This is a genomic window from Gulosibacter sp. 10 (genome assembly GCF_900163695.1).
Taxonomy (GTDB): domain Bacteria; phylum Actinomycetota; class Actinomycetes; order Actinomycetales; family Microbacteriaceae; genus Gulosibacter.
This window is the reverse complement of the sequence record NZ_FUIC01000012.1, coordinates 71697-87951: the sequence shown is the minus strand read 5'-3', so window position 1 is coordinate 87951 and position 16255 is coordinate 71697. Positions and strand designations below refer to the sequence as shown.

The following is a 16255-nucleotide window of genomic DNA, read 5'->3' as shown; positions in this document are numbered from 1 at the left end:
ACCCCATGAATCAGAAGCTGCAGCCCCCGTCGCCCGAGGAGCTCGAGCCGATCGAGGCCGCTCCCCCGGTCACCGAGGTCGAGCCCAAGTCGGCGCCCGGCATGCTCCCCGAGGTGGACCCGGAGACGGCGCTCGATCTGCGCCACCGTGCGGACACGTGGGTCGGCCACCTCGCGACGCTGAAGCCGAAGACCCCCGAGTACACGGAGCAGGTGCGCGCGATCTCGCAGGTGGCCCGGGCCGAGATCGAGCAGACCTCCTCGGCCTCGGGGCGCTTCTTCGAGCGGAGCCTGCAGCAGGCCAGGTCGGACGGCGACGGCGGCCAGGCGGTCGAGGTCTCCAAGTCGCTCGTGGACCTGCGCAACCTCGTCGAGGACCTGCAGCCGGGCGAGCAGGGCGCGTTCGGCCGGTTCATGAGCAAGCTCCCGGGCTCGCGCGGGGTCAAGCGGTACTTCCGACAGTACGAGTCGAACCAGGAGCAGCTCAACGCGGTGCTGCACGCCCTCGAGCGCGGCCAGGACATGCTGCGCAAGGACAACGCCGCCCTCTCGGTGGAGCGCAAGAACCTGTGGGACTCCATGCTCGAGCTGAACAAGCTCAGCGAGCTGCTCGGCGAGCTCGACGCCTCGGTCGTCCGCAAGATGGACCAGCTGCAGAGCCAGGGCGACGCCGAGGCGGCGAAGGCGCTCGACCAGGACGTGCTGTTCGCGGTCCGCCAGCGGCACGTGGACGTGCAGACCCAGCTCGCCGTGAGCGTGCAGTCGTACCTGTCCATGGACCTCATCCAGGACAACAACCTCAAGCTCGTCGACGGCGTCGAGCGCGCCAAGACCACGACCATGACGGCGCTGCGCACCGCCGTGGTCGTCGCCCAGGCGGTCGAGAACCAGCGCATCGTCCTCGACCAGATCGACGCCGTGAACTCGACCACCAACTCGATGATCGAGCAGACCTCCGCGATGCTGCGCGACAACTCCGCGCGCATCCAGCAGCAGGCCTCGACCGCCGGCGTCTCGCTCGAGACCCTCCAGCGCGCCTACGACAACGTGTTCAGCGCCATCGACCAGGTCGAGCAGTTCCGCACCGAGGCGAACCGGAACTTCGCCACGACCATCGACAACCTCAACACGCAGCTCGTGCGCGCCGCGCCGTACGTCGAGCGCTCGCGCGAGAACGAGCTGGCGCGCGAGGAGAACGAGCAGTCGCAGCTCAAGGCCGGGCAGCTGCCGCCCGAGCTGACGCTGTAGCGCCCCGGATGCGCGAAGCGGGGCGGCATGCGCACGCATGCCGCCCCGCCCGTCTTCCCGAGGGGTCCGCCTCCGCGGGCTAGACCCAGTCGCCCCGGCGCTCCGCGCCGATCGTCGTGTCGGGGCCGTGGCCCGTCTTCACGACCACCTCGTCGCCGAGCGGGAAGAGCTTCTCTCGGATCGATCGCTCGATCGTCGGCCGATCGCTGTAGCTGCGGCCGGTGGCGCCCGGGCCCCCTTCGAAGAGGGTGTCGCCGCTGAACAGCACGCCGAGCTCGGGCGCGTAGAAGCAGACCGCGCCGGGGGCGTGCCCGGGCGTCGCGATCACCTCGAGGCGCGTGCCGGCGATCTCGACGGCCTGCCCGTCGTGCAGCTCGGCGTCGGGCGCACGATCGGGATGCGTGAGGTCCCACAGCACCCGGTCCTCGGGGTTGAGGCGGATCGGCGCCCCGGTGGCCTCGGACAGCTCCGGCGCGTATCGCACGTGGTCGTCGTGGGCGTGGGTGCAGAGGATGGCGACGAGCCGCCGGCCCCCGACGAGGTCGAGGATCCGCTGCGGGTCGTGGGGCGCGTCGATGACGACGCACTCCGCGTCGTCGCCGATCACCCAGACGTTGTTGTCCACGTCGAAGGTCTCGCCGTCGAGCGTGAAGGTGCCGCTGGTCACGGCGTGGTCGATGCGGGCGGCCATCTACTTCGCCTCCCCCGCCGGCTCGAGCACGACGACGGAGCGGAGCACCTCGCCGCGGCCCATCTTCGCGAACGCCTCGTCGATGTCGCCGATGCCGATCTCCTCGGAGACGAACCGGTCGAGCGGGAAGCGCCCCTGCAGGAAGAGGTCGATGAGCATCGGGAAGTCGCGCTCGGGCAGGCAGTCGCCGTACCAGCTCGACTTCAGCGCGCCGCCGCGGCCGAAGACCTCGAGCAGCGGCAGCGTGATCTCCATGTCCGGCGTGGGTACGCCGACGAGGACGACCCGGCCCGCGAGATCGCGGGCGTAGAACGCCTGCTCGTACGTCTCGGGGCGGCCGACCGCCTCGACCACGACGTCGGCGCCGAAGCCGCCGGTGAGTTCGCGGATGCGCTCCACCGGGTCCGTCTCGCGCGAGTTGACGACGTGGGTGGCGCCGAACTCCCGGGCCTGGGCGAGCTTGCGGTCGTCCACGTCCACCGCGATGATCTTCGAGGCGCCCGCGAGGTTCGCCCCGGCGATCGCGGCGGTGCCGACCCCGCCGCAGCCGATGACCGCCACCGACTCGCCGCGCCGCACGCCGCCCGTGTTGATGGCCGCGCCGACCCCCGCCATGATGCCGCAGCCGAGGAGCCCCGCCGCTGCCGGGGCGGCGGCCTCGTCGACCTTGGTGCACTGGCCCGCCGCCACGAGCGTCTTCTCGACGAACGCGCCGATGCCGAGCGCCGGCGAGAGCTCGGTGCCGTCCTCGAGGGTCATCTTCTGCGTCGCGTTCTTCGTCGCGAAGCAGTACCAGGGCTCCCCCCGGTGGCACGCGCGGCACTCGCCGCACACGGCCCGCCAGTTGAGGACGACGTAGTCGCCCACCTCGACCTCGGTGACGCCCTCGCCGACCTGCTCGACGATGCCCGCGGCCTCGTGGCCGAGCAGATACGGGTAGTCGTCGCCGATCCCGCCCTGCACGTAGTGGAGGTCCGTGTGGCACACGCCGCAGGCCTGGATGCGGACGACCGCCTCGCCTGCCGCGGGATCGGGGATGTTGATGGTCGCGAGTTCCACGGGCGCGTCCTTGGCCCGAGAGATGACGCCCTGTACCTGCTGCATCGCTGCTCCTTCGCTTCGAGTTGTCCGGCCATTATGTCGGACCCCGACGACAAGGCAAACGGCCCCCGCCGAAGCGGAGGCCGTTCGTCGCGCCGTGGCTCGAGGCGAATCAGTCGCCCTTGCCCCGGAGCTTGTCGATCGCGTCGGTCACGCCTTCCTTGACGTCCTCGACCTTGTCCTTGATCGATGCGGACGCCTGGTCGGCCTTGCCCTCGCGGCGAAGGTCGTCGTTGTCTGTGGCTGCTCCGAAGGCCTCCTTCGCCCGGCCCCCGAGGTCTTCGCCCTTGTTCTCTGCACGGTCTGCGGTACCCATACACTGCTCCTCTCGTCGAACCGTGGCGCGGTGCGCGCCCTGGACGTCGTCCACTGTGGCAGGCGATGCTGAGCGTCAGATGCGTGCACCCGGCCCGCGAGCGCCGCTCCGGTGCATGGCGCTTCGGCGCACGCCGTCTCAGCGGGCGCCGAGGTAGTACCAGCGCCCCCGCTCGCGGAGGAAGGCGCCGACCTCGTGCTGCACGCCCCGCGCGCCCTCGAGCCGGTAGTGCGCCTCGAACTCCACCGCGCCCTCGCGGTCGAAGGGGCCCCCTGCCTCGGTCCGCAGCACGTCGAGCCGGCGCCAGCGGATGCCCGGCTCGAACCCGATCGACTCCGGGCGGGTGGTCGGATGCCAGCTCGCCAGCAGATAGTCGCCGAGTTCCAGCGCGAACGCCGTGTAGCGCTGGAACTCGGCGACTATCTGCTGGCGAGTTCCAGCGCGAACGCCGTGTAGCGCGAGCGCATGAGCGTCTCCGCGGTGGGCGCGGTCGCGCCGCGATGCCGGGGCGCGCAGCACTCCCCGTAGGGGAGGCCCGTGCCGCACGGGCAGCGGGCGGATTCGTCGATGGCGCGCATCGCTCGATCGTATCGGAGCGATGATCGGCCCCGCATCGTGCAGTCCTGCAAAAGTGCATTTGTGCAAAGTTTGCACTCGGGCATACACTGCACAAGTGCAAAAATCCGAGCCGAACCGTCCCGACGCCCCGCAGGAGCTCAGCCTGCGCGAGCGCAATCGGCTCGACACCTGGCTCGCGATCCACAACGCCGCCGCCGACCTCGTGCTCGAGCGCGGCTGGAGCGCGACCACCGTCGAGCAGATCGCCGCACGCGCGCGCATCTCGAACCGGACGTTCTTCAACTACTTCTCGAGCAAGGAGGACGCGGTCCTCGGCGCGCAGACCCCACGGCTCCCGCAGCCCGCGCTCGAGGCGTTCCGCTCGGGCGAGCAGGATCTGATCCACCGCGCCGTGTACCTCACCGCGGCGGTCATGCGGGCCTCCTACCCCCATGACGAGCTCCGCGCGCGGCGGCAGCGCATCATCGGGAGCTTCCCCGAGGTCGGCGTGCGGCTCAAGCGGCTCGCCGCCGAGGTCGAGCAGCTCGTCGAGCCCGCCGTCGCCGAGGAGATCGAGCGCATCAGCACGGAGGAGGGCATCTCGCTCGAGCGGGGGACCCGGGACGCCGCCAAGGCGATCACGCTGCACGCCTCCACCATCATCCGCTTCGCCTTCGCGAAGGACCCGTCCGCACTTTCCGATGATCACGCCGATCTCGTCGACACCGCGATCATCACGTTCCGAGAGGTGATTCAAAGCTCCACATGGCTGAAGTAACCCGCTCCATCCCCGCAGGGAAGCCGAAGCGCCGCTCCATCGTCCCGCTGTTCATCACCCTCATGCTCACGATGCTGCTCGCCTCGCTGAGCCAGATGGTGCTCGCGAGCGCCCTGCCCACCATCGTCGGCGAGCTCCACGGCGTCGAGCACATGATGTGGGTCACGACGGCCTACCTGCTCACCGCCACCATCATGATGCCGATCTACGGCAACATCAGCGACCTCCTCGGCCGCAAGCCCGTGCTGCTCACCGCCATCGGCATCTTCGTCGCGGGCTCGGTGATCGGCGCGGTCGCCGGCGACATGGAGGTGCTCATCGTCGCCCGGCTCGTCCAGGGCCTCGGCGGCGGCGGTCTCATGATCCTCTCGCAGGCCGCGATCGCGGACGTCGTGCCCGCCCGCGACCGCGGCAAGTACATGGGCATCCTGGGCGGCGTCTTCGCCTTCTCCTCGGTGGCCGGGCCGCTCATCGGCGGCTGGCTCACCGAGGGCCCCGGCTGGCGCTGGGCGTTCTGGATGAACGTGCCGCTCGGCCTCATCGCGCTCGTCGCCACGATCGTGCTGCTGCGCCTCCCCAGTCCCGACGCGCCGAAGCGCCGCCGCATCGACTACCTCGGCATGGCCGCGCTCGCGGCCGGCACGAGCACCCTCATCCTCGTCGCGACCTGGGGCGGCTCCACCTACGAGTGGGCCTCGCCGCAGATCATCGGCCTGGCGGCCGCGACCGTCGTGTTCGCCGCGCTGTTCATCCTCATCGAGTCGCGCGTGGCCGAGCCCATCATGCCGATGTCGATGTTCAAGGACCGCAACATCTCGCTGACCACCTTCGCGGGCCTGCTCATCGCGCTGCCCATGTTCGGCGCCATCGGCTACATGCCCACCTACTTCCAGATGGCGGTCGGGGCCAATCCGCAGCAGGCCGGACTGCTCATGATCCCCATGATGGCGGCGATGCTCACCGTCTCGATCGTGACGGGCATCATCATCTCCCGCACCGGCCGCTACAAGATCATGCCGCTCATCGGCGTGACGCTGCTCACGGCATTCGTGGCGCTGCTCTCGACGGTGACGCTCGACACGCCGGTCTTCGTGATCTGCCTCTACATGGGCGGCATGGGCGTGGGCCTCGGCATGAGCCAGCAGGTGCTCACGCTCATCGTGCAGAACGCCGTGCCGCACCGCCTGGTGGGCACCGCTACGGCCGCGAACAACTACTTCCGGCAGGTCGGCGGCAGCCTCGGCTCCGCCGTCGTCGGCTCGCTCTTCGTCGGCCGCCTCTCCTCGCTCATGTCGGAGCGGCTGCCCGAGGGGCAGGGCCCCGCCGACGGCGCCGCCTCGCTCACGCCGGACCTCATCCACTCGCTGCCCGCCGAGGTGCAGGAGATCATCGTCTCCTCCTACAACGAGGCGCTCATCCCGATCTTCCTCTTCATGGCCCCGATCGTGCTCGTGACCGTGCTCATGCTGATCTTCGTCCGAGAGAAGCCGCTCGCCACCTCGATCGACCGCGAGGTCGTGACCGACTCGATCGCGCACGGTCAGCTGCCCGCGACGACCGGCTCGATCAACATCCGCGACGTCCAGGAGCGGGACGCCGAGGAGCACGGCCGCAGGGACGGGGACGACGCGGACCGCTGAGCCTGCTCGCCCGCGTAGGCTCGCTGTCGTACGCTGAAGCCGTGCGGGCGCCCGGGGCGCCCGCACGGTCTGATCCCTTCGACGAAGCAGAGTGCTCTATGACCAGCTGGCGCATCCGCGACCTTCAGCCCGCCGACCTCGACGGCTTCCTCCGGCTCTGGGAGGAGTACCGCTCCGGCGGCTCCGAGCCCGTCTACTCGCTGAGCGAGGTCATCGCCTCCACGAGGAAGGACACCGCCGTGGCCGCCGTCGTCGGCGACGAGGTGGTCGGCGTGGCCGTGGCCCGCGCCGCGCACGATCAGGCCTGGATCGTCTTCTACGCCGTGGCGGCGGGCTGGCAGCGCATCGGGATCGGCCGCGCGCTGCTCGCCGCGGCGGAGCAGCGGCTCGCCAGCCTCGGCATCCAGCGGGTGTCGATCCTCGTGCCCGACGGCGAGGGGCACGTCTCCTCGCTCACCCGGGCCGGGTTCGCCGACAAGCGGCACCTGCGGTACTTCGAGCGCGCCATCCCCATCCGGCAGGAGGAGATCCTGCTGCTGCGCGAGCTCGGCGGACGCGTGCTCGCCCGGGACCGCTGGGACGGCATCGGCGGCATGCAGCGGGAGAAGCAGATCCTCGAGCGCCGGCTCGTGCTGCCGCTCGCGGATCCGGAGCTCGCGGAGGAGTTCGGGGTCGTGCCGCCGCGCGCGATCGTGCTCTTCGGCCCGCCCGGAACCGGCAAGACCACCTTCGCCAAGGGCATCGCCTCGCGCCTCGAATGGCCCTTCGTCGAGGTCTTCCCCTCCCGGCTCGCGGCCTCGCCCAAGGGACTGGCGGGCGAGCTGCGCGAGACCTTCGAGAAGATCGAGGACCTGGACCACGCCGTCGTGTTCATCGACGAGGTCGAGGAGATCGCCGTCCGCCGCGGCGGGGAGCCGCCCTCGGCCATGCAGGGGGTCACGAACGAGCTGCTCAAGATCATCCCCGCGTTCCGGGAGAAGCCGGGCCGGCTGCTCATCTGCGCGACGAACTTCATCCGCGCGCTCGACCCGGCGTTCCTGCGGCACGGGCGATTCGACTACGTCATCCCGATCGGGCTGCCCGACGCCGACGCCCGGCGCGCGATCTGGCAGGGGTTCGTGCCCTCCAAGACGCGCGACTCGCTCGACTTCGACGCGCTCGTCCGCGCCACCGACGGCTTCTCCCCCGCCGACATCGAGTTCGCCTCCCGCAGCGCCTCGCAGGCCGCGCTCGAGCGCGCGGTCACGGAGGGCGTCCGCACGGCGGGGCCCACCCTCGATGACTTCCTGGAGGCAATCGCACAAACGCGCACGACCGTGTCCGCCGAGGTCGCCGCCGCGTTCGAGGAGGACATCGAGTCGATCGCGAGGCTCTGAGATGCGCTTCCCGCAATCCGCGGTCGAGTGGGCGCTCGAGGTGGAGGACCGCGGCCAGGCCCGCGCCCCCGGACTCGTCGACGCCATCGCCGCGGGCGCCTATCCCGCGCTGCTCGGCCGGCTCGGCCGCGAGGGCGACGCCGTCCTCGCGCTCCGCGAGCGCGCGCGGGTCGGCCTCCTCCGCCGGATCGTGGAGTACACGGCGATGGCCGCCGCGGTCGCGGGCGTCGCGGCCCTGTTCTCGGGCAGGCATCTGCGCTTCGACTACGACTGGGATGCGCGGACGGCGCTGCCGATCTCCGCGACGGGGCTCGGCCTCGCCGCGCTCGGGCTGCTGATCGCCCTGCTCCTCTGGGTGCGCCCGAGCCGGCAGCGCTCCCTCGAGGGGATGATCGCCGCGGCGGTCGCGACGCTCTCGGGGATCGGCGCGGCGCTCCTCATCCCCGGCAAGGCGGCCGACTGGCAGATGAGCGGCTGGGAGCCCTACGCGGCCGTCGCCTGGGGCGCCGCGGCGCTCGGCGCGCTCTCCTTCGCGGCGCAGCTCGTCTGGGGCGTGGGCTCGGCCGACGCGCCCCCGGGCGTCCCGCACCGCGAGGCGCTCGAGCGGCAGTGGGCGCTGCTGCCGGAGCGCGCCCGCGCCCGCATCCTCGCCGACCGCGAGGAGGCCCTGCACGTGCTCGCGGACCGCGGGATGATCTCGCGCGAGGAGGCGCGGCGCCGGGCCGGATCGGAGTTCGGAGCCGGCACCGCGCCGCTCGACCCGCGCTGAGCGCCCCGGGCGGGCCGCCGGGCCGGCACCGCGCGCCGGCGGCTCAGGCCCTGGGGTCCACCAGGATCTTCACGGCGGTGTTGCCCCGGTCGAGCAGCACGTCGAAGCCCTCCTCGACGATGCGCTCCGGCGCGATCCGCCTGGAGATGAACGGCCCGAGATCGAGGTCGGCGCCGCGCGCCATGGCGATGGCGTCGCGGTAGTCCTCGTCCCGGTAGCCGAACATCCCCGCGTAGGTGATCTCGGTGAGGTGCATCTCGACCTGCACGTCGAGGTCGAGGGGCCGGGCCGGGATCGCGATCACCTGCAGGTGGCCGCCGGGGCGGATCGCCCTGATCAGGTCGTGGGTGACCGGCACGACGCCCGCGCAGTCGAAGGCGACGTCGACGCCGTCGCCCCCGGTGATCTCGGCGATGACGGCGTGGAGGTCCTCCGCGGCGGGGTCGACCGCGCGCTCGACGAGGCCGCCGTCCACGGCGGCCTGCCGGCGCACGGCGTTCGGCTCGCTGATGACGACGCGCGCGCCCTTCGCCTTGAGCACCGCGGCGGTGAGGATGCCGACCGGGCCGGCTCCCCCGACGAGCGCGATATCGCCCGCGCCCGCACCGGATCGGCGGACGCCGTGGGTCGCGACCGCGAGGGGCTCGATCATCGCCGCCTGGTCGAGGGGCAGGTCCCCCACCGGGAAGGCGTTCGCCTCGGGCACGAGCACGAACTCGCTCAGCCCGCCTCCCCCGCCCGAGAGCCCGAAGCCGCGGGAGTTGCGGCAGATGTTCGTGAGCCCGGCGTTGCAGGCGGCGCAGTCGCCGCAGGGCATGTCGGCCTTGATCGCGACGGCGTCGCCGACGGAGAGCGCGGACACGCCGTCGCCCGCCTCGACGACGGTGCCGGCGAACTCGTGGCCGAGCACCACCGGGAGCGTCTCCCCGGTGCGCGGCTGCGGCCGGTCCGCGGTCGGGGTGGTGGGGTACGAGGGCCCCTCCGTGTAGAGGTGGAGGTCGCTGCCGCAGATGCCGGCCCAGGCGATCGCCACCTTCACCTCGCCCTCGGCGGGCGAGCCGGGATCGGCGATGTCCTCGACCCGAACATCCTGCCGTCCGTAATACATGACTGCTTTCATGACCGTTCCTTTCACGAGTGTGATGCTGGAATACGGTCGCAAGAGGGCTTGCGGCCGGGGCGCTCGGCCGTTCAGGGGCCGGGCCCGCCTCGGGCAATGCTACTCCTCCGGCGGCGGCGCCCGGGCTCCTAGGCGCCCTCCCGCCGGTCCCGCAGCGCCCGCCAGCGCTCGACCATCTCGTCGACGTCGACGATCGGCGCGATGATCGGCACCGGCAGCTCCAGCGCGGGCCGCAGGCGGTCCCGCTTCACCCGCACGTTGTAGTCGCGCAGCAGCTCCCGGACGAGCTCCTCCTCCTCGTACTCCGCGAGCGACTCGGGGAAGCCCTGGGCCTCGCGCCGGAGCGCGAGCACCGTCGGCGCGGTGGCCAGCGGCTCGAGGCCCTCGCGCTCGATGAACTGCGCCGTCCACCAGTTCGGATCGTTGGCGCCGCGCAGGTCGAGCGGCTTCCCGGCGCCGGGGAGGTCGTCGAACTCGCCCCGCTCCATCGCCTCGCGGATCTTCCGCTCGGCCATGCTCTCGGATTTCTCGCTCATGGCGTCAGGCTACTCCGCGCGGATGCGGGGCGGACGGCGTCAGTCCTCCTTGTGGTCGCCGCCCTTGGGGGCGTCGCCGAAGGAGTCCGGGTCGCCGAGGAGCCGCTCGAGGTCGCTGTCGAGCTCGTCGAGCAGCCGCTCATCGCCCGAGCCCGACAGCCGCTCGACGAGCGCGAAGGGGTCGTCGATGTCGGATGCGCCGGGCAGCGCGTCGCGATGGTCCCATAGGCCGTCCCGCTGCTCGGCGCCGAGCTTCTCGGTGACGAGCTGCCACATCGCGGTCGCCTCGCGCAGCCGGCGCGGCCGGAGCTCGAGCCCGACGAGCGACCCGAAGGCGCGCTCGGCCGGGCTGCCGGTGGCCCGGCGGCGGCGCACCATCTCGGCGATCGCGTCCGCGTTCGGAAGTCGGGAGGTCGACTCGCGGGTGACGACGTCCACCCAGCCGTCGATGAGGGCGAGCATCGTCTCGAGCCGGCCGAGGGCCGCCTCCTGCTCGGGCGTCCGCGGCGGGATGAGCCGGCCCGACTGGAGCACCGACTTGAGCTCCTCGGGGTTCGAGATGTCGAGGTCCCGGACGATGTCCTCGAGCTGCGAGGCGTCCACGCGGATGCCGCGGGCGAACTCGGTGATCGAGGAGACGAGGTGCAGCCGCAGCCACTTGGCATGCACGAAGAGGTGGGCGTAGGCGAGCTCGCGCACGGCGAAGTAGAGGAGCACCTCCGAGTCCTCGACCTCGAGGCCCGCGCTCCACTCCCGCAGGTTCTGCGGCAGGAGCGCGGCCTTGCCCGGCTCGAGGACGGGCATGCCCACGTCGCCGCCGGAGAGCACCTCCTTGGCGAGCCTGCCGAGCACCTGGCCCAGCTGCATCGCGAACATGGCCTGGCCCATCGAGCGCACCATCGGCGTCGAGCGGTCGACCATCTCGCGGTACTCCTCGGGCGTCTGCTCCGAGAGCATCTGCACGAGCGCGCGGGAGATGCTCTCGGCCACGGGTCCGCTGATCTCGGACCACGTGTCCATGCTCAGGTTGAGCCACTCGTACCGCGTGATCGTCCGCGCCGGCTCGAGCAGGGAGTAGGAGCCGACACTCGTGACCTCGCTGAGCCACAGCTGCGCGACGGAGAAGGCCTGCCGGTACTGCTCGGACTCGGCGGGCGTGACCTCGTGGTTCTCCTCGACCGCCTGCCTGGCGGCGTCCTTGACGATGGTCCAGTTCACCCCGTCCCCGCTGCTCATCATCGCCTGCTGCAGCTGCATGAGCATCTGCGAGAGCGCCTGCGGATCGGAGGGGAGCCCCGCCACCCCGGCAAGCTGGTCGGGGCTGATCATGCCGCCGCCGAGCATCTGCTCGAGCATGCGCCGCAGTTCGTCTTCGGGCCGCTCGCCGTCGTCGTCTCGGGGCGTATCCTGGTCGCTCATCGCGGGACTCCTCTCAGGGGTTCGCTCTAGAGTAACTTTCTGCTCCGAGCTTGGGCCCCGAGCCGCAGCCCCGTTCACTGAGAGCGGAGTCCTCCGCCGCTCGTCACGCGCCGAAAGCCGATCTTCACCACATGAGCCTGACCACCGAATCCCCGCAGCCGCGCCGCAGCCGCCAGGAGCGGCGCACCCGGGCGGGAGTCGTCTTCCTCGCCGTCGGGCTCGTGCTCCTGCTCGTGCTCGCCTTCGCGCCGGCGCCCTATGTCATCCGGCAGCCCGGCCCCGCCTTCGACGCGCTCGGCACCACCGAGCTGAAGGACGAGGACGGCGAGGTCGTGGACGAGGTGGATGTGATCGGCATCGACGGCGCGGAGACCTTCGACGACGACTCCGGCGAGCTGTCGGTGATGACGGTCAACATCTCCGGCAACCCCGAGTACCACCCGAGCTGGTTCGCGATCGCCGCCGCCTGGCTCACGCCCGAGAAGGACGTGATGCCCATGGAGCTCTACTTCCCGGACGGCGTGAGCACCGAGGAGCGCACCGAGCAGACCACCGCGATGATGACGCAGTCGCAGGGCACGGCGATGGCCGCCGCCCTCGAGCATCTCGGCTACGACGTCGAGCCCTCGCTCACCGTCGTCGAGGTCTCCCCCGACGGCGGCGCCGCCGGGGCCCTCGAGCCGGGAGACGTGATCCTCGAGATCGACGGCCGGCCCGTATCCGATCACGCCTCCCTCACCGCGGAGCCCCTCGAGGAGCGGCCGACCGAGCTGCTCGTCTTCCGCGACGGCGAGGAGACCGCCGTCACCGCCACGCCCCGGGCGGCGTCGAACGGCGAGGCGCTGCTCGGCATCCTCGTGGAGGAGGGCTTCGATTTCCCCGTCGACATCGACATCGAGCTCGGCGACGTGGGCGGGCCCAGCGCGGGCCTCATCTTCACCCTCGCGATCATCGACAAGCTCGAGGAGGGCGACCTCACCGGCGGCATGCACGTGGCGGGCACCGGCACGATGTCGGCCGAGGGCGGCGTGGGGCCGATCGGCGGCATCCGGCAGAAGATCTACGCGGCGCACGAGATCGGCGCCGAGTACTTCCTCGCCCCCGAGGGCAACTGCGCGGAGGCGCTGAGCGCCTCCGTCTCGGACGAGCTGCCGGTCTACGCGGTCGCCACGCTCGACGAGGCGCTCGGCGTCGTGGACGCGAACGCCTCGGGCGGCGATCTCGAGGATCTCCGCACCTGCGAGGATGCGCTGCAGGCGAACGTCCCCCAGGTGTAGTCCAGCGCACTCCCAGCTCCCGGTAGACTTGACGCACCGCCGCCGAAGCGCGACGTGACTCGTGCTGTGCGGCATCTTCAACAATCGAGCATGACGGGTCTTCAGTGAGCGCAACCGCACCTCCACAATCCACTCCCCCAACTTCGACGCCGCGCGGGAACGGCCGCCGCTTCGGGCCGCTGATCGTCACGATCGGGATCGTCGTCGGCCTCATCCTGGTGTTCTTCTGGTTCACCGGGTTCTACGCCGACGTGCTGTGGTTCGACCACCTCGGCTACTCGGGCGTCCTCTTCACCCGCTGGATCGCCACCGCGGCGATGTTCCTCATCGGGTTCGTCGGGATGGCCGTCCCGACCTTCCTGCTGCTGCAGTTCGCCTACCGCAACCGGCCGGTGTACGCGAAGCTCTCGCAGCAGCTCGGCGAGTACCAGAAGGCCCTCGAGCCGATTCGCCGCGCCGTCTTCTTCATCATCCCCGCCATCCTCGGCGTGCTCGCGGGCCTCAGCACCGCGGGCTCGTGGGAGAACGTGCTCATGTTCTTCAACGCCACGCCGTTCGGCGAGACCGATCCGATCTTCGGCAACGACGTGTCGTTCTACGTCTTCGCGCTGCCCTTCTGGCGCGGCATCGTCGCCTTCGTGGGCGCGGTGCTCCTCGTGGGCCTCGTGCTGTCGGTGGCCGTGAGCTACCTCTACGGCGGCATCCGCATCACCGGCCGCGAGGTGGTCATCTCGAAGGCCTCGCGCATCCAGATCGCGATCGTCGCGGGGCTGTTCGTGCTGAGCCAGGGCGTGAGCTTCTGGTTCGACCGGTACAACGCGCTCACCGCCTCGAACGGCCGCTGGACCGGCGCGCTGTACTCGGACGACAACGCCTCGATCCCCGGCCTCGCGATCGTCGCGGGCGCCGCGGTGATCGTCGCGCTGCTGTTCTTCTTCGCCGCCGTCGCGGGGCGCTGGACGCTTCCTGTCATCGGCGTCGCGGGCCTGCTCGTCGTCGGCCTCGTCGTCGGCGCCGTCTACCCGTGGGTCGTGCAGCAGCTGCAGGTCGGGCCGAACGAGCAGCAGCTCGAGACCGAGTACATCCAGCACAACATCGACGCGACGCGCGATGCGTACGACATCGCCGACATCAACGTGCAGCCCTACGCCGGCGTCACGACCACCGAGTCGGGGCAGCTGCGCGAGGACGCCGAGACCACGGCGAACATCCGCATCCTCGACCCCGCCATCGTGGGCCCCACGTACGCGCAGTTCGAGCAGGAGCGCGCGTACTACCAGTTCCCCGAGGAGCTGGACGTCGACCGCTACCAGATCGACGGCGAGACCCAGGACGCGGTCATGTCCGTCCGCGAGATCAACGTCGACGGCCTCGGCGCCGACGCGCAGTCCTGGGTGAACCAGACCATCGTCTACACCCACGGCTACGGCCTCGTCGCCGGCTACGGCAACCAGCGCGGCCCCGACGGCCAGCCGCTGTTCTTCGCCTCGGGCATGCCGCAGGACAGCGCCCTGCCCGAGTTCGAGCCGCGCGTCTACTTCGGCGAGAACTCGCCCGAGTACTCGATCGTCGGCGCCCCCGAGGGCGGCAACCCCGTCGAGTTCGACCACATCGGCGCCCCCGCCTCGAGCGGATCGGAGGAGGCCGCCGAGGAGGAGGCCCCCGATGCGACCGAGCCGGTCGAGACCGAGGAGAACGCCGGCGAGGGCGACGCCTCGCAGACCTACACGACCTTCGAGGGCTCGGGCGGCCCGTCGCTCGGCAACACCTTCAACCGGCTCGTGTACGCGATCAAGTTCCAGTCGGAGCAGATCCTGCTCTCGGACGCGATCAACGAGGAGTCGCAGATCCTGTACGACCGCCACCCCGCCGAGCGCGTGGAGGCCGCGGCCCCGTACCTGACGCTCGACTCCGACGTCTACGCCTCGGTGGTCGACGGCGAGCTCGTGTGGATCGTCGACGGCTACACCACCTCGGACGCCTACCCGTACTCGACGCAGACCTCGATCACGCAGGCCAGCACCGATGCGAACACCCCGGCGCCCTCGGTGCACAGCCCGCCGATCAACTACATCCGCAACTCGGTGAAGGCCACGGTCAACGCCTACGACGGCTCCGTCACCCTCTACGCGTGGGATGAGGAGGACCCGGTGCTGCAGACCTGGCAGAAGATCTACCCGAACACGATCGAGCCCGTCTCGGAGATGTCCGGCGATCTGCTGAGCCACGTCCGCTACCCCGAGGACATGTTCAAGGTCCAGCGCAGCATCCTCTCGACCTACCACGTCACCGATGCCGCCGAGTACTACAACCAGACGAACGCGTGGCAGCTGCCGCTCGAGCCGACGCTGCCCCGCGATCAGGGCCTGCGCCAGCCCCCGTACTACCTGACCATGCAGATGCCGGGTCAGGAGCCGGCCTTCTCGCTGTACTCGACCTTCATCCCGATGGTCTCCGACGGCGCGAACTCCCGGAACGTGCTGACGGGCTATCTCTCCGCCAACGCGAACGCCGGCGATGTCGACGGCCAGGTCTCCGAGGACTACGGCACGCTGACGCTGCTGCAGATCCAGAACGACTCGGTCAACGGTCCGGGCCAGGTGCAGAACATCTTCAACTCGAACGACGAGGTGGCGAATCAGCTGAACCTGCTGGAGCGGGGCGGGCAGACCCAGGTGCTTCGAGGCAACCTGCTCACGCTGCCGGTCGGCGAGGGCTTCCTCTACGTGCAGCCGGTCTACGTGCAGTCCACCGGCGACACGAGCTACCCGCTGCTGCGGCGCGTGCTCGTGGCGTTCGGCGACCGGATCGCGTTCGAGGACACCCTGGACGCCGCGCTCGACGAGCTCTTCTCGGGCGACTCCGGCGCGAGCGCCGGCGACGGCGACATGGACGAGGCGCTCAACGACCCGAACGTCCAGGTGCCCGATGCCGAGGGCGCTCCCGAGGACGTCGACACCGGCGAGGAGGCGCCGCCGGAGGAGCCCGCGGAGACGGAGGAGCCGACCGAGACCACCGCTCCCCCGTCGGACGGAGGGTCGTCGGACGCCGAGGCCGAGCTCGCGGAGGCCCTCGCCGACGCGTCGCAGGCGCTCGAGGATCGCACCGAGGCCTACGCGAACAACGACCTCGTCGCCGCCGCGGAAGCGGATGCGCGGATGACCGAGGCGCTCGAGCGCGCGGCCGAGGCGGAAGCGCGGATGAACAATCCGTAACCCGCAACCGCCCCGCGGCGACGAGTTCTCGACTCGAATTGGACACGCAGGTGAACATCCTGTAGAGTCGATTCTCGTGCCGCGGGGTGGAGCAGTTCGGTAGCTCGCCGGGCTCATAACCCGGAGGTCGTAGGTTCAAATCCTGCCCCCGCAACGAGAACAGGCCCCTGATCGGGAAATCGATCAGGGGCCTGATGCATTTCCCCGGCACG

The 16255-nt window shown here is 70.8% G+C and carries 13 protein-coding genes, 1 tRNA gene and 1 pseudogene; 8 read left to right on the top strand and 7 right to left on the bottom strand.

What is annotated here, in order from left to right; all coding sequences use genetic code 11:
• Positions 1-5: 5 nt before the first annotated feature.
• A complete protein-coding gene (locus FM112_RS04940; protein ID WP_087004376.1) occupies positions 6-1247 on the top strand; it encodes a toxic anion resistance protein in 1242 nt (413 codons plus the stop codon).
• A gap of 79 nt (positions 1248-1326) precedes the next feature.
• Here the strand turns inward: FM112_RS04940 and FM112_RS04935 are convergent, their stop codons facing one another.
• The 4 genes and pseudogenes from FM112_RS04935 to FM112_RS04920 all read right to left on the bottom strand — a co-directional run bounded on the left by FM112_RS04935 (position 1327) and on the right by FM112_RS04920 (position 3933).
• Entirely contained in the window at positions 1327-1938 is a 612-nt protein-coding gene (locus tag FM112_RS04935; RefSeq protein WP_087004373.1) for an MBL fold metallo-hydrolase, read from the bottom strand.
• Entirely contained in the window at positions 1939-3042 is a 1104-nt protein-coding gene (locus tag FM112_RS04930) for an S-(hydroxymethyl)mycothiol dehydrogenase (RefSeq protein ID WP_087004370.1), read from the bottom strand.
• A gap of 109 nt (positions 3043-3151) precedes the next feature.
• Positions 3152-3355, bottom strand: coding sequence for a CsbD family protein (locus tag FM112_RS04925; RefSeq protein ID WP_087004367.1), 204 nt, complete (start codon positions 3353-3355; stop codon positions 3152-3154).
• Between the two features lie 138 nt (positions 3356-3493).
• Positions 3494-3933 (bottom strand): annotated as a pseudogene (locus tag FM112_RS04920) (YchJ family protein).
• A gap of 95 nt (positions 3934-4028) precedes the next feature.
• On the opposite strand from FM112_RS04920, the gene FM112_RS04915 reads away from it, so the two are divergent.
• The 4 genes from FM112_RS04915 (at position 4029) to FM112_RS04900 (ending at position 8476) form a co-directional block, all read left to right on the top strand.
• Positions 4029-4691, top strand: coding sequence for a TetR/AcrR family transcriptional regulator (locus FM112_RS04915; RefSeq protein ID WP_254910382.1), 663 nt, complete (start codon positions 4029-4031; stop codon positions 4689-4691).
• Positions 4679-6331 carry an MDR family MFS transporter gene (locus tag FM112_RS04910; RefSeq protein ID WP_087004360.1) on the top strand — a complete coding sequence of 551 codons (1653 nt, stop codon included), beginning with the start codon at positions 4679-4681 and terminating at the stop codon, positions 6329-6331. Before FM112_RS04915 ends, FM112_RS04910 begins: the two co-directional genes overlap by 13 nt.
• Before the next feature lie 98 nt (positions 6332-6429).
• Positions 6430-7707: an ATP-binding protein gene (locus FM112_RS04905; RefSeq protein WP_087004357.1), complete on the top strand. Its 1278-nt coding sequence runs from the start codon at positions 6430-6432 to the stop codon at positions 7705-7707.
• A gap of 1 nt (position 7708) precedes the next feature.
• Positions 7709-8476, top strand: coding sequence for a hypothetical protein (locus tag FM112_RS04900; protein ID WP_087004354.1), 768 nt, complete (start codon positions 7709-7711; stop codon positions 8474-8476).
• Between the two features lie 43 nt (positions 8477-8519).
• On the opposite strand, the gene FM112_RS04895 is transcribed toward FM112_RS04900, so the two are convergent.
• The 3 genes from FM112_RS04895 to FM112_RS04885 all read right to left on the bottom strand — a co-directional run bounded on the left by FM112_RS04895 (position 8520) and on the right by FM112_RS04885 (position 11551).
• On the bottom strand, positions 8520-9596 hold the full coding sequence (locus FM112_RS04895) for an alcohol dehydrogenase catalytic domain-containing protein (protein WP_087004351.1): 1077 nt from the start codon (positions 9594-9596) through the stop codon (positions 8520-8522).
• 128 nt (positions 9597-9724) lie between these two features.
• Entirely contained in the window at positions 9725-10132 is a 408-nt protein-coding gene (locus FM112_RS04890) for a DUF1992 domain-containing protein (RefSeq protein ID WP_087004347.1), read from the bottom strand.
• A 39-nt stretch (positions 10133-10171) separates the two neighbouring features.
• Complete coding sequence (locus FM112_RS04885; RefSeq protein WP_087004345.1) at positions 10172-11551, bottom strand: zinc-dependent metalloprotease; 1380 nt, start codon at positions 11549-11551, stop codon at positions 10172-10174.
• Between the two features lie 131 nt (positions 11552-11682).
• On the opposite strand from FM112_RS04885, the gene FM112_RS04880 reads away from it, so the two are divergent.
• From FM112_RS04880 to FM112_RS04870, 3 genes are all read left to right on the top strand, one after another.
• Complete coding sequence (locus FM112_RS04880; protein ID WP_087004341.1) at positions 11683-12828, top strand: PDZ domain-containing protein; 1146 nt, start codon at positions 11683-11685, stop codon at positions 12826-12828.
• A 104-nt stretch (positions 12829-12932) separates the two neighbouring features.
• Positions 12933-16043: a UPF0182 family protein gene (locus tag FM112_RS04875; RefSeq protein WP_087004338.1), complete on the top strand. Its 3111-nt coding sequence runs from the start codon at positions 12933-12935 to the stop codon at positions 16041-16043.
• Positions 16044-16123: 80 nt separating this feature from the next.
• Positions 16124-16197, top strand: a tRNA-Met gene (locus FM112_RS04870).
• Positions 16198-16255 lie beyond the last annotated feature (58 nt).

Coding starts and splice junctions, on each gene's coding strand:
- FM112_RS04940 (WP_087004376.1), top strand. CDS start 6: ATGAATCAGAAGCTGCAGCCCCCGTCGCCCGAGGAGCTCGAGCCGATC.
- FM112_RS04935 (WP_087004373.1), bottom strand. CDS start 1,938: ATGGCCGCCCGCATCGACCACGCCGTGACCAGCGGCACCTTCACGCTC.
- FM112_RS04930 (WP_087004370.1), bottom strand. CDS start 3,042: ATGCAGCAGGTACAGGGCGTCATCTCTCGGGCCAAGGACGCGCCCGTG.
- FM112_RS04925 (WP_087004367.1), bottom strand. CDS start 3,355: ATGGGTACCGCAGACCGTGCAGAGAACAAGGGCGAAGACCTCGGGGGC.
- FM112_RS04910 (WP_087004360.1), top strand. CDS start 4,679: ATGGCTGAAGTAACCCGCTCCATCCCCGCAGGGAAGCCGAAGCGCCGC.
- FM112_RS04905 (WP_087004357.1), top strand. CDS start 6,430: ATGACCAGCTGGCGCATCCGCGACCTTCAGCCCGCCGACCTCGACGGC.
- FM112_RS04900 (WP_087004354.1), top strand. CDS start 7,709: ATGCGCTTCCCGCAATCCGCGGTCGAGTGGGCGCTCGAGGTGGAGGAC.
- FM112_RS04895 (WP_087004351.1), bottom strand. CDS start 9,596: ATGAAAGCAGTCATGTATTACGGACGGCAGGATGTTCGGGTCGAGGAC.
- FM112_RS04890 (WP_087004347.1), bottom strand. CDS start 10,132: ATGAGCGAGAAATCCGAGAGCATGGCCGAGCGGAAGATCCGCGAGGCG.
- FM112_RS04885 (WP_087004345.1), bottom strand. CDS start 11,551: ATGAGCGACCAGGATACGCCCCGAGACGACGACGGCGAGCGGCCCGAA.
- FM112_RS04880 (WP_087004341.1), top strand. CDS start 11,683: ATGAGCCTGACCACCGAATCCCCGCAGCCGCGCCGCAGCCGCCAGGAG.